14 protein-coding genes are annotated in these 12,645 nt (G+C 65.7%); 1 reads left to right on the forward strand and 13 read right to left on the reverse strand.

Translation table 11 applies throughout. The annotated features are described in order from the left end of the window. Positions 1-47 precede the first annotated feature (47 nt). From AAG813_RS01070 to AAG813_RS01110, 9 genes are all read right to left on the reverse strand, one after another. The gene (locus AAG813_RS01070) at positions 48-287 is read right to left on the reverse strand and encodes a hypothetical protein (protein ID WP_341910917.1); all 240 of its coding nucleotides are present in this window, start codon (positions 285-287) and stop codon (positions 48-50) included. Positions 288-338: 51 nt separating this feature from the next. Beyond that, on the reverse strand, positions 339-719 hold the full coding sequence (locus AAG813_RS01075) for a rhodanese-like domain-containing protein (RefSeq protein WP_341910919.1): 381 nt from the start codon (positions 717-719) through the stop codon (positions 339-341). Between the two features lie 88 nt (positions 720-807). Next, entirely contained in the window at positions 808-2,157 is a 1,350-nt protein-coding gene (locus AAG813_RS01080; RefSeq protein ID WP_341910921.1) for a DUF3422 domain-containing protein, read from the reverse strand. 125 nt (positions 2,158-2,282) lie between these two features. Beyond that, positions 2,283-2,729 (reverse strand): OsmC family protein, encoded by a 447-nt coding sequence (locus tag AAG813_RS01085; protein ID WP_341910922.1) that lies wholly within the window; start codon positions 2,727-2,729, stop codon positions 2,283-2,285. 2 nt (positions 2,730-2,731) lie between these two features. Beyond that, positions 2,732-2,956 (reverse strand): DUF2892 domain-containing protein, encoded by a 225-nt coding sequence (locus tag AAG813_RS01090; protein WP_096663225.1) that lies wholly within the window; start codon positions 2,954-2,956, stop codon positions 2,732-2,734. Positions 2,957-2,989: 33 nt separating this feature from the next. Further along, a complete protein-coding gene (locus AAG813_RS01095) occupies positions 2,990-4,261 on the reverse strand; it encodes an FAD/NAD(P)-binding oxidoreductase (protein ID WP_341910925.1) in 1,272 nt (423 codons plus the stop codon). 40 nt (positions 4,262-4,301) lie between these two features. After that, positions 4,302-7,598 (reverse strand): efflux RND transporter permease subunit, encoded by a 3,297-nt coding sequence (locus AAG813_RS01100; protein WP_341910927.1) that lies wholly within the window; start codon positions 7,596-7,598, stop codon positions 4,302-4,304. A gap of 7 nt (positions 7,599-7,605) precedes the next feature. Next, entirely contained in the window at positions 7,606-8,691 is a 1,086-nt protein-coding gene (locus AAG813_RS01105; protein ID WP_341910929.1) for an efflux RND transporter periplasmic adaptor subunit, read from the reverse strand. 166 nt (positions 8,692-8,857) lie between these two features. Next, positions 8,858-9,718 (reverse strand): MBL fold metallo-hydrolase, encoded by an 861-nt coding sequence (locus tag AAG813_RS01110; protein WP_341910931.1) that lies wholly within the window; start codon positions 9,716-9,718, stop codon positions 8,858-8,860. Positions 9,719-9,821: 103 nt separating this feature from the next. On the opposite strand from AAG813_RS01110, the gene AAG813_RS01115 reads away from it, so the two are divergent. Continuing rightward, positions 9,822-10,154: a metalloregulator ArsR/SmtB family transcription factor gene (locus AAG813_RS01115; RefSeq protein WP_096663213.1), complete on the forward strand. Its 333-nt coding sequence runs from the start codon at positions 9,822-9,824 to the stop codon at positions 10,152-10,154. Positions 10,155-10,166: 12 nt separating this feature from the next. Here the strand turns inward: AAG813_RS01115 and AAG813_RS01120 are convergent, their stop codons facing one another. From AAG813_RS01120 to AAG813_RS01135, 4 genes are all read right to left on the reverse strand, one after another. After that, positions 10,167-10,505 carry a chaperone modulator CbpM gene (locus AAG813_RS01120; RefSeq protein WP_341910934.1) on the reverse strand — a complete coding sequence of 113 codons (339 nt, stop codon included), beginning with the start codon at positions 10,503-10,505 and terminating at the stop codon, positions 10,167-10,169. Continuing rightward, entirely contained in the window at positions 10,486-11,412 is a 927-nt protein-coding gene (locus AAG813_RS01125) for a J domain-containing protein (protein WP_341910936.1), read from the reverse strand. The genes AAG813_RS01120 and AAG813_RS01125 overlap by 20 nt, the downstream gene beginning before the upstream one ends. A 26-nt stretch (positions 11,413-11,438) precedes the next feature. Then, positions 11,439-12,137: a helix-turn-helix domain-containing protein gene (locus AAG813_RS01130; protein ID WP_341911095.1), complete on the reverse strand. Its 699-nt coding sequence runs from the start codon at positions 12,135-12,137 to the stop codon at positions 11,439-11,441. 116 nt (positions 12,138-12,253) lie between these two features. Further along, positions 12,254-12,643 (reverse strand): response regulator, encoded by a 390-nt coding sequence (locus AAG813_RS01135; protein WP_341910938.1) that lies wholly within the window; start codon positions 12,641-12,643, stop codon positions 12,254-12,256. Positions 12,644-12,645: the final 2 nt, after the last annotated feature.

Raw genomic sequence — 12,645 nt, forward strand, 5'->3', positions numbered from 1 at the left:
CAATGGCCGGAAGCACTTTTCATAAAATTCTGGCGCCTGCCGGGGGTTCAGGACTCTCCGGCGCCGGCGCGTGTGGCCATCAACCGGCGCCAGAGTCGCAGCACCAGCAGCACCAGGGGCATGGCGTGAATGAACAGGTCGAAGATGTCCAGGGGTCGGGACAGCGTGCCCTGGCCCAGCATCCGCAATTTTTCAATCAGGTGTGGCTCTGGCGTGATCGGCGCCACGGCCATCCAGAGCGCCAGGACAACCAGCCAGACCAGAGGAATGCGGTCCAGCCACCTCATGGCCAGACTCGCTGCAGCGGCTGCGGGCCACGCGGGCAAACGTGCAGGAGATCACTCAAAGGACGGTGCCTCCGGCTTGACCACCGGCTTGCCTGCCGCCACCCAGCCATCGATGCCACCGGCAATCGATTGCACGTTCAGGTAGCCCATCTCGTGCAGGGCCGCACCACTCAGGGCGGCGCGGCCGCTGGTCTTGCAGTACAGCACGATCTTCAGGTCGCGCGGCTGCAGCGCCGGGGTGCTGCTGAACTTGAATTCGAGCAGGCCACGCGGAACGAGGACCGCGCCCGCCAGATGGCCGGCGGCGTATTCGTCGGCTTCGCGCACGTCCACCAGCACGTCGGCATCGCGCAGGGCGGCTTCGGCATCTGACACGGTAATTTCCTGCACGCGGGTTTTGGCTGCGGCGACGAGATCATGGGCGGTTTTCATGGGATAGCTCCTGGTGACAAAGTGAAGAATCGGATGGGGGAACAAGTCGGTCAGCAGGCACCCGGCGCTTGCGCCGGACACCGGAAGTTCAGGGTGCGCGGATTTTTTCGTGGATGCGGCGCGTGGTGCGCCACACGCCCCACAACACCAGCGGGATCAGGGCCCCGGCGGCGATCTCCGGGTTGACGGGCGCACCGGCGGCCTTGAACGCCTTGCCCACATACAGCAGCAGGCTCACCACGTAATACGAGATGGCCGCAATCGACAGGCCTTCCACCGTAGATTGCAGGCGCAGTTGCAGTTCCTGCCCGCGCGTGAGTTTTTCCAGCAGTTGCTGGTTCTGCACCTCGGTGGCGATGTCCACACGCGTGCGCAGCAGCGCGCTGGTGCGCGACACCCGCTCGGACAGGGAAGCCAGCCGCTGCGCCGTCGCCGCCACGGTGGCCATGGCCGGCGACAGACGGCGCTGCATGAATTCACCGAGGAGCTGGGTGCCAGGAATGGGTTTTTCGCGCAGCTCGGTGATGCGCTGACCAACCAGCGCACTGTAGGCCCGCGTGGCCGAAAAGCGGTAGCTGTGCTCGGCCGTGGCGCGCTCCACGCGGGCTGCCAGCGACACCAGCGTGTCCAGCAGGTCCTGGTCGGAGGCCGACTTGTTTTCGAGCCGCGCCGTGATGTCGGCCAGTTGCCCCTCGGCCTCGGCCAGCATGGGGCCCAGCGCCTTGGCCACCGGCAGGCCGCGCAGCGCCATCAGGCGGTAGGTCTCCAGTTCCAGCAGGCGCTGGGAAATGCGGCCGGCGCGCATGTCGGTCGTGCCCGGCGGCGCAATCACCAGCATGCGTTCGAAGCCGTCGGCGGCCAGGTGAAATTCGGTCACCGCCCACGAGTGGCCGTTGCCCAGCTGTGAAGCCACCACGGCCCGGCCGCCGAACCAGGCCAGCGCCTGCGCCATCAGCGCCCCCTCGCCGGAAAGATCGCCATGAACCATGGCCAGCTGGATGGCCGCCACCGTGCGCCCCGGAATGCCGGGCAGCCAGCCCGGCGCCACCACCGGCGCCGACAGCAGGGACGGCTCGGCGGCACCCAGCCCTGCGCCGGCGGGCAGCGGCTGCACGACGGCGTAACGCGTGAACTCGGTGTGTCGCTCCCACTGCACGGTGTAGCCGTCGCAGCGCAGGCTCAGAAAGTTGCCATGCAGGCTGTCCAGCGGCAACGCCTGCTGGCCCGGCAGTTGGCGCAGGTGCACCCACTCCTGCTCGCGCGTCACGCCAGCGTTGAGCACCGCCACATAAATGATGAGTGCCGGCAGCCGCACGCGCGCCGACGGCCGCGCATGCAGCTCGTTGTGCAGCACGGCACGCTGTTCATCGTCGGGTGGCAGCAAGGCGAAGGACGCAGCGCAAGAAGCAGCAGCAGAGGAAGACAGGCTGGAAGTCATGCCCGGATACTACCGTTTTGATAGCTGTCTGCGCCGTACCAACAAGGGCTGGAGCCTGATTTCATGAGAAATCCATACACAGGGACCTGCACCTGGACATGGCGGGCGTGGAAGACCGGCACGTTTTATTTCAGGCGCTGGCCGGTGCTGTCGGAAATCTCGATGGTGATCGGGATGCCCTGCCCCACACTCTGGGTGATGGTGCAGAACGCCTCGAACTGCTCGAGCACGCGGTCCAGGTGCTGCAGCGAGGCAGCAGGCACACCCAGCGTCAGCTGCGCTGTCATGCCCAGCACACGCAGGCGCCCTTCCGGGTTGCGGCCCACCTGCGAGGTGATGTCGCAACGTATCGGCTCCGGGGCCTGCTTGAACTTGCGCAGCGCAAACAGCAGCGAATCGCTCAGGCAGTTGCCGACAGCGGCGCTGAGCAGTTGCACCGGCGAGGGGCCGAGCCCGGTCCCCAGCGGCGCTGGTTCATCACCGGTCAGCACCGGAATGGCCCCGCCAAACTGGATGTCAAAGCGGTAGTCGTGCTGCTGCACCAGGCTGACCTGGACGAGGGTGTCGCTCATGCTCAGGCGCCGCAGGAGACGCGGGACTCGGGCACGCCCAGCTTCTTGAGGATGAAGCCGAGCGGGCACACGTTGGTAAACCCGAACTGGAACAGGTTGAAGCCCACGAAGGCGGTGAAGGCCAGGGCCCACTTGCTCACAAACAGCGGGCTGCCCTCCACGCCGAGCGCGAGGGACACCAGGATGAACAGGCCGGCAATGATGCGGATGTAACGTTCGACAGTCATGAAATTCTCCAGAGAGTTAAAAAAAGGTAGTTTCTATTTCAGGCGCACGATGCCCAGGAGCTTGAGCACGTACTTCTCATACACCGGCTCCGAGTTGCCGGTTTTCATCTTGCGGATGAAATACTTCTCGAACGCGATCTTGGCCAGGTGCACCCATTTGCCCTTCTTGAACCAGTTCACGTTGCGTGGCGGTATCTGCGGCAGGGCCACAAACGCCGCGCCCGTGTCGCCCATGTCGGCCAGGCAGATCGCGTTCCAGGTGGCCTTGGCCTGCACCGGCCGGCCGGCAATCTCGTCGGCGATGTTGTGGGTGATCGCAGTCACCATGGTCTCGATCATGTAACCGGTCTTGGGCGCACCCGTCGGCACAGGCGTGACCTCCACCGGCGGGATGGCCACGCAGACGCCGGCCGCAAAGATGTTGGGCCAGGCCTTGCTGCGCTGGTGTTCGTCGATCAGCACAAAGCCGCGCGGGTTGCACAGGCCCGGCACAGCCGCCACCGCGTCCACGCCCTTGAAGGCCGGCAGCATCATGGACAGCCTGAACGGGACTTCATGCTCCTTGTACACATTGCCGAGCTCATCGACCTGGGTCACAAACATCTTCCCGTCCTCGACACGCGTGGTTTTGGCGTTGGTGATCCACTTCATGTCGTGGCCGCGCATCTCCGACTCCATCATGGACTTGCTGTCGCCGACACCACCCAGGCCCAGGTGGCCGATGTAGGGCTCGCTGGTCACAAAGGTGATGGGCACCAGGTGGCGCAGCTTGCGCTTGCGCAGGTCGGCGTCGAGGATGAAGGCGAATTCGTAGGCCGGCCCGAAGCAGCTGGCCATCGGCATGGCGCCTATGACGACCGGGCCGGGGTTCTTGAGGAACTCCTGGTACTCCGCCCAGAACGCTTCGGCATGTCCCACGGTGCACACGGAATGGGTGTGTCCGCCGTGGGGGCCGGCGCCGGGAACCTCGTCGAAGCTGAGCTTGGGCCCGGTGGTGATCACCAGGTAGTCGTAGGCCAGGCTCTCGCCGCCTTCCAGCGTCAGGCGCCTGGCCTCGGCGTCGATGGTTGTGACGGCCTTGGGCACAAAGGCAATGCCCTTGCGCTCCAGCAGGGGGGCGATCTTCAGCACGATGTCGTCCCGCTTGCGCCAGCCTACCGCCACCCAGGGGTTGGAGGGCACGAACTGGAAGTAATCCACCGCGCTGACCACCGTGATCTTATGCTCTGGCGGCAGCAGTTCGCGCATTTCGTAGGCAGCCGGCATGCCGCCTATGCCTGCGCCCATGATGATGATGTTAGCCATGTCATGTCTCCTTGGTTCAGGTTGAAAATCAGTCTGCCGCTCAGGCTTCACTGCGCGCAGCCAGCGGGGCCACCCGGTGCTGGTACAGCGCGAAATAGAGAACCGGAATGACCACCAGCGTCAGCAGCGTGGACACCAGGATGCCGAAGATCAGCGCAATCGCCAGGCCGTTGAAGATGGGATCGTCGAGGATGAAAAAGGCGCCGATCATGGCGGCCAGCCCGGTCAGCGCGATCGGCTGGGCACGCACGGCGGCCGAACTCACCACGGCCTCCTTGAAGGCCATGCCCTGCGCGACCTGCAGCTCGATGAAGTCCACCAGCAGGATGGAGTTGCGCACAATGATGCCGGCCAGCGCGATCATGCCGATCATGCTGGTGGCCGTGAACTGGGCATTGAGCAGCGCGTGCCCCGGCATCACGCCAATGATGGTCAGCGGAATGGGCGCCATGATCACCAGCGGCGCGAGGTAACTCTTGAACTGCGCCACCACGAGCAGGTAGATCAGGATCAGGCCCACACCGTAGGCGGTGCCCATGTCGCGGAAAGTCTCATAGGTGATCTGCGACTCGCCGTCCCACTTGACCGCGTACTGACGGTAGGGATCGGAGGGCTGGCGGATCCAGTATTCGCCCAGTTCCCCGGTGTTGGGCAGAGCCGCCTGCGCCAGCTTGGGCCGGATGCCGAACAGGCCGTACAGCGGCGAGTCGAGCTTGCCGGCCATGTCGCCGAACACATAGCTGACCGGTTGCAGGTCCTTGGTGAACAGCGGCTTGTTGATCACGCCCCGATCCACGCGAACGAGCTCCGACAGCGGTACCATGCGGCCGTTGGCGGCCTTCATGGGAAGGGCCAGCAGCGCATCGAGCCCCACCTGGCTGTCCAGCGGCAACTGCAGGCGAACCGGCACCGGGTTCTTCGACTGGCCGTCGTGCATGTAGGCGGCATCCGCACCCGAGAGCGCACCTTGCACGGTCTGGGCAATCGCCGCCACCGGAATGCCCAGCGACTCGGCGCGCTGGCGCCGTACCGTGAGCTGGGCGCGCGGCGCGTCTTCCTTGAGCGAGGTGTCGATGCCCACGATGTCGGGCGTGGCCGCGAAGGCAGCGGCAATGCGCCGTGCCAATGCCTGGCGGCCGGCCTCGTCCGGGCCGTAAACCTCGGCCACCAGCGGGCTCATGACCGGCGGGCCGGGCGGCACTTCCACCACCTTGACCCGGGCCTGATGACGTGCGCCGATTTTTTCCAGCTCCGGGCGCAGACGCTGGGCGATCACATGGCTCTTGTCGCTGCGGTGGGCCTTGTCCACCAGGTTGACCTGCAGGTCACCCTGCTCGGCCTCGGCACGCAGGTAGTACTGGCGTACCAGGCCGTTGAAGGTGATCGGGCTGGCCGTGCCGGCATAACCCTGCAGGTCGCGCACCTCGGGCTGCTGTGCCAGGAAAGCACCCATCTCGTGCAGGGCGGCAGCGGTGTTTTCCAGTGGCGTGCCGGCGGGCATGTCCACCACCACCTGGAACTCGCTCTTGTTGTCAAAGGGCAGCATCTTGAGCACCACCCACTGCACCATGGTCAGCCCCACCGACAGCAACAAGGCCACCAGAATACCGGCCAGCAGCAGCCAGCGCTTGCGCGCGCTGTCGAGCAGCGGCGTGAGGATGCGTGTGAAAAAGCGCTGCAGCTTGGGGCCGAGCCCGCCAGGGGTTGCCGCGGTCTCATGGCCGTGCCCCGGAGCATGCGATTTCATGAGCTTGAGCGCCAGCCAAGGCGTGACCGTGAAGGCAATGGCCAGGGAAATCGCCATGCCGAGGCTGGAGTTGATCGGGATCGGGCTCATGTAGGGGCCCATCAGGCCGCTCACAAAAGCCATGGGCAAGAGCGCGGCAATCACCGTGAGGGTCGCCAGGATGGTCGGCCCACCGACCTCGTCAACCGCACCGGGAATGATCTCGGCCAGCGACTTTTCCGGAAAGAGCTGCTGGTGCCGGTGGATGTTCTCGACCACCACAATCGCGTCGTCCACCAGGATACCGATGGAAAAAATCAGCGCAAACAGCGACACGCGGTTGAGCGTGAAGCCCCAGGCCCAGCTGGCAAACAGCGTGGCCATCAGCGTCAGGATCACGGCGGCGCCGACGATCACGGCCTCCCGGCGTCCCAGGGCGAAGCCCACCAGCAGAATCACTGAGCCCGTGGCAAAGGCCAGCTTCTGGATCAACTTGTTGGCTTTTTCCGCCGCGGTTTCGCCATAGTCGCGCGTGACGGTGGTCTGGATGTTGGCGGGGATCACCGTGTTGCGCAGCTCCGCCAGGCGGGCATTGGCAGCACGCGCCACATCCACCGCGTTTTCACCCGGCTTCTTGGTCACGGTCAGCGTCACCGCCGGAAAGACCTGGCCCGCAGCCGGTGGCGTCGCGGCCGTCGGGCCGGTACCCGTCACGGCCGCGCCCGGCGTGAACCACACATAACGCTGCGGCAGCTGGGCACCGGCCTCGATGCGGGCCACCTCGCTGAGATAAACCGGCTTGCCATTGCTGACACCCACGACCAGGGAGCCGATTTCCTCGGCGGAGGAGAGGAATTCGCCGGTCTCCACGCTGAGCATCTGCGGGGATGGGCCCGAAGGGTCCAGCACCGAACCCGAAGGCATGCCGAAATTGGCAGCAGCCAGTGTCTGCTTCAGGCCCAGCACATCGACCCCGCGTTCGCGCAGGCGCACCGGGTCCAGCCACACATGCACGGCCCGGCCCGGGCCGCCCAGGGTCTGTACCTCGCGCGCGCCCGGCACACGTTTGAGTTCCATCTCCAGGGTGCGCGCCACCCGTTCGAGATCGTTGGCAGCCAGCGCATCGCCGCTCCAGAGTGTGACGGCGAGCACCGGCACGTCGTCGATGCCCTTGGGCTTGACGATGGGGGCTAGCGTGCCCAGGTCACGCGGCAGCCAGTCCTGGTTGGCGTTGAGCACGTCATAAAGACGCACCAGCGCTTCGGTGCGCGGCACGCCCACCTTGAATTGCACCGTGAGAACGGCCAGACCGGGCCGGGCCACCGAGTAGGTGTGCTCGATATCGGCAATCTGGCTGAGCACCTGCTCGGCGGGTCGGGCTACCATGTTCTGCACGTTTTCGCTGCTGGCCCCGGGAAACGGGATCAGCACGTTGGCCATGGTCACGTTGATCTGCGGCTCTTCCTCGCGCGGCGTGACCAGCACGGCAAACAGGCCCAGCAGCAAGGCCATCAGGGCCAGCAGCGGGGTGATGGCATTGGACTGGAAGGCCGCCGCCATGCGGCCTGAGGCGCCGAGGCGGGTGGAACCGGAAGAGGTGGGATCGTTCATGGCCACCTCAGCGCGCAGCGGTTTGCGGACGGGCACCGGAGAGGCCGGCGCGCACCGGGTCCAACGCCACGCTGTCACCGGCCGTCAGCCCCGCCAGCACCTCCACGCCGGCCGCGCCATGGTCGGGGCCCAGCCGCACCGCCCTGAGCGCAAAGCCCTGCCCGGCCACGACATACACCGCCGTCAGCTCACCGCGCCGGACCACGGCCGAGGCCGGCAACACCATGCGCTCGGAAGCGCCGCCGACAAAACGCACACGCACCTGCTGGCCGGGCACCAACCCACCCGCGCCCGCAGTCGGCAGCTCCAGCCGCCATTCGATGGTCTGCGACACCGGATCCGCCGAAGGCAACACGCTGCGCGCCACCGGCACCAGCCACTGCGGGCCGGCCTTGCCGGTCGGACCCTGGACTTCCACCTGGCTGGCCGACCGGGCGATGTCGCCCAGCGAGGCCGGCACCTGCACCACGGCACGCAAGGGCAGCGGCGCGTACAAGGTCATCAGCGGCGTGCCCGGCATGGCCAGGTCACCCGCTTCGCTCAGGGTCTGCAACACCCAGCCGTCATACGGAGCGGTCACGCGCGTGAAGCCTTGCGCCAGTGCCGACTGGCGGGAACCCGCGGCGGCCTGGTCGCGTCCGGCCTGGGCGGCGTTGAGCTGCGTGTTGGCGGTGTCGAGTGCGGCCTTGCTGACAAAACCCATGGCCTGCAACTCCCGCGAACGCTCGGCGTTGGCCCGCGCATTGCGCAACTCGGCCTCGGCCTGCGCCACCTGAGCCTGGCTGCGCTGCACGCCGGTCTGGGTCTCGCGGTCGTCGATGGTCGCCAGCAACTGCCCGGCACGAACGCGGTCACCCGCCTTAACCAGCAGCGACGCCACCCGTCCCGACGCCTGCGCCGACAGGGTGCTTTGCTGCACCGGCTGGACCACACCGTCGAGCTCGAAGCCCGTGGGCACCGCCTTCGCCCGGATCTGCACCACCGGCACCTCGACGGCTGTAACGGCTGTGACGGCGCGCACCGAACCGGCGCTGAGCGCCAGGCCCAGCACCACGGCCAATACCTGAAAAACGGGGAACTGCACTTTTTTCATCATCTGTCCTTTGTCATGCCCATGGCTGCGAAGCGTCAGCGTCCGGATCCGCCGCCTGTTTTTCAATAGTGGGTTCGGGGGCTGTTTCTGCACTTGCTGCATATCAATCTCTTGCTGCATTTCCGGCAGGGTGCTGCCCCGTCCCGGATGAAAAACCGGTACCCGATCACAGCGCATTGAGCGGAATCTTGAGATAGGACACCCCGTTGTCCTCGGCCGGCGGCAGCTCGCCGGCGCGGATGTTGACCTGCACCGAAGGCAGGATCAGGATGGGCATGTCGAGCGTGGCATCCCGGGCAGTGCGCATCTTCACGAACGCGTCTTCGCTCACACCGTCATGGACATGGATGTTTTTGGCGCGCTGCTCGGCCACCGTGGTTTCCCAGACAGGGGACCGGCCCGCGGGCGGGTAGTCGTGGCACATGAACAGGCGGGTTTCAGGTGGCAGGCTCAGCAGCCTGTGCACCGACCTGTAAAGGGCGGCGGCGTCCCCGCCGGGAAAGTCGCATCGCGCCGTGCCGACATCGGGCATGAACAGGGTGTCGCCCACAAACACGGCGTCAGCGACGAGGTAGGCCATGCAGGCCGGCGTATGGCCGGGCACGGACATAGCCCGGATCTGGAGCGAACCGATGGCCAAGGTCTCGCCGTCCTGCAGCAGGCGGTCGAACTGGCGGCCATCGGTCGGGAACCCGGGCTCGAGGTTGAAGATGCGCTTGAAGGTGGTCTGCACCTGCGTGATGGCCGCCCCGATGGCGATTTTTCCACCCAGCTTGCCGCGCAGGTAGTGGGCCGCCGACAGGTGATCCGCATGGGCATGGGTTTCCAGGATCCAGGCCACCTGAAGCTTGTTATCCTCCACGAAAGCCGCCAGCTTGTCGGCGGATGTGGTCCGGGTGCGGCCGGACTTTGCGTCGTAGTCAAGCACGGCATCCACAACGGCGCAGGCGCCGCCTTCCTTTTCATGGACCACGTGGCTGACGGTCCAGGTGTCGGGGTCAAAAAAGCTTGTGACAGTGGGTGTCATGTCTTGTTTTCCGGCTTGTTCAGTTTCGATTCTGACATTATATTTACAAACATTATATTAGTCAATATAATATCATTGTCGCAAATCAAAAGGAGCGCCTCCCATGCCCGCAGACACTGTGATGGATCTCGGCAGCCTGCGCAGTTCTGCCGATGCTGCCTGCCGTCTGATGAAAGTGCTTTCCAATCCGGATCGCCTGCTCTTGCTGTGCCAGCTGGCGCAGGGCGAGATGCGTGTGGGTGAGCTGGAAGAATCGGTCGGCATCCTGCAGCCCACCCTGTCACAGCAGTTGGGCGTGTTGCGCGACGAAGGCCTGGTCAGCACCCGCCGTGACGGCAAGGCCATTTATTACCGCATCGACAGCCCGCAGGCGCTTGACGTGATGAAGGTGCTCTATGACCAGTTCTGCAGCGTTCCCGGCAAAAAGAAGCGCTGATGCCCGCCAGCGCTAGCGCCGTTCCGCGGACTTGTTGCCGGGCAGGTGCGCCTGCAGGGAGCGGACCTGCCGCTCCAGCGCCTCGATGCGATTGAGGTAACCCAGCAGGAGGCCGACCGTGAACAGGTCCAGGTCGAAGTCCCGGCGCAGCTTGCCGGCGGTGCGCAGTGGCATCACACATTCGGCGCTGAACAGGCGCTCCTGCCGGACCTCCTCCAACGGCGCCAGGGCGCCATAGTCCATCAGTTCGTCCAGCTCGTCCATGCTCAGGGCGCAGATTTGCGCGAGTTCCGCCAGGGTCACGGCCTCGCGAGCGTCGAGCCATGCGACGTCAAGCAGCTGTTGTTCCATGAAACTTCTCCTTGCCCGCAGGTGCGCGCGGGTTGAAACGCGAGACCTTCGCCAGCTCCCCGAAAAGCTCGCGCTCCCGCTCGGTCAGGGTGGCGGGCACGTCGATGCGCACGGTGGCGTACAGGTCGCCGCGGCCGCTGTGGCCATCGGCCAGGCCCCGCCCCCGCAGGCGCAACTTGCGGCCCGAATGTGTCCCTGGTGGCACGGTGAGCAGCACCGGCCCGTCCAGCGTCGGCACCTCCACGTCCGCGCCCAGCGCCGCTTCCCAGGGCGCCAGCGCGAGGTCGAAGTACAGGTCATGGTGGTCGGGACGAAACACCCGGTGCGGCGCGAGCGTGATGTGAAGGTAGATGTCGCCATCGGTCCCGCCGTTGCGCCCCTTTCCGCCCCTGCCGCGCAACCGCAGCTTCTGGCCTTCGGTCACACCCGCAGGAATGGTGACTTCCAGCGTGCGTCCACCTTCCTCATCGGCCAGGTCGAGCTTGACGCTGGCCCCATGGTGCGCGTCTTCCAGGGTGATGCGGACGCTGGTTTCATAGTCCCGGCCGTGCATAGGCACCGGTCCGCGGGACGGCCTGCGCCCCCGCCCCATGGCGGCCAGCAGGTCGGCGAGGTCAACACCCTCAAACCCCTGGCCGTCCGCGCCGAAGTCATGACGCCACTGCGGAGGCGGCGCAAACTCCTCCCCGGCAGGGCGGCGGCCCAACTGGTCGTAGGCCGCACGTTTTTCGGGGTCTTTCAGCGTTGCATAGGCCTCCCCCGCTTCCTTGAAGCGGGCCTCCGCATCGGGCGCCTTGGACACGTCGGGATGGTGCTGGCGCGCGAGCTTGCGGTAGGCCTTCTTGATCTGCTCGGTGTCTGCATCACGCGGCACACCCAGCGCGGCGTAATAGTCCTTGTACTTCATGACAGGGCCCGCCGCTCAGCACGCGTTCAGTGCACGCGCGTTTCAAAAGCCCGGGTCAGGCCGTCCAGGTCGGTGATGCGGATGTGGCGCTTGTCCACCTCCAGAAGACGCTGCTGCTGGAAGGCCGAAAAGGTCCGGCTCACCGTTTCAAGCGTCATGCCGAGGTAGCTGCCAATCTCGGCACGCGACATGCGCAGGTGGAACTCGCTGGCCGAGTAGCCGCGGGCCTTCATGCGCTGCGACAGGTTCAGCAAAAATGCCGCCAGCCTTTCCTCGGCATTCATGCTGCCCAGCAACACCATGAGGCTGTGTTCACGCACAATCTCGCGGCTCATCAGGCGAGTGACCACGTGCTGCATGCCCGGGTTGCCGGCCGCCACTTCGGCGAAATGGGCAAAGGGAATGGCGCAGACCTCGGTGTCTTCCAGCGCCGTGGTGCTGCTGGCATGGGCGCCATTGGCGACGCCGTCCAGGCCCATCAGTTCACCGGCCATGTAAAACCCGCCCACCTGCTCACGCCCATCGGCCAGCGTCAGGCTGGACTTGAAGGTGCCGCTGCGCACGGCATAGATGAACTGGAAGCGGTCTCCTTCGCGGTACAGCGTCTGGGCCGCCTTCACCTTGCGCCGGCTGAACATCAGGCTGTCCAGACGCTCCACGTCACTGCCCGTCATGCCGCAGGGCAGGCACAGGTCGCGCAGGTGGCAGGTGGAGCAATGTGTCATGAGGGGCGCGACCGATCCGGTGGCCGGAGCGGCTTGACGGGACACGATGCGGATGGGAGCGGCGACGGCTTCGAGGGTGGCTGTAGACATGGGGTCCTCCTTGGGTGACTCAGACGTCAGCACGCGACATACCGGGAGGCTTTCGCCACGGTCTGCACGAGCTGATCAAATTCGGTGCTTTTGTCGAGGAAAGCTTCGGCGCCCTCCCCGAAATAACGTTTGCGATAGGCGGGGCCGGAATTGCTGCTGAACACCACGAAGGCGATGTCCGGTGCGGCCTGACGGACGGCGCGCAGAACCTGCAGGCCGGAGCCGCCTTCGAGCTGGACGTCCAGCACCACCACATCGGGCGATGCCGCCAGGATGCCATCGATGGCGCCCTGGGGCGTGGCGGCCCAGCCAGTGACGGCCATCGCACCAGCTTCAAGCATGGCAGTGACGCGGTCCCGGATCAGGATCGAGTCATCGACGATAAAAACCTTGAGGGGGGCCTGATGTGAATGCATGG

The organism is Polaromonas sp. YR568, from assembly GCF_943371715.1.
Lineage (GTDB): Bacteria > Pseudomonadota > Gammaproteobacteria > Burkholderiales > Burkholderiaceae_C > Polaromonas.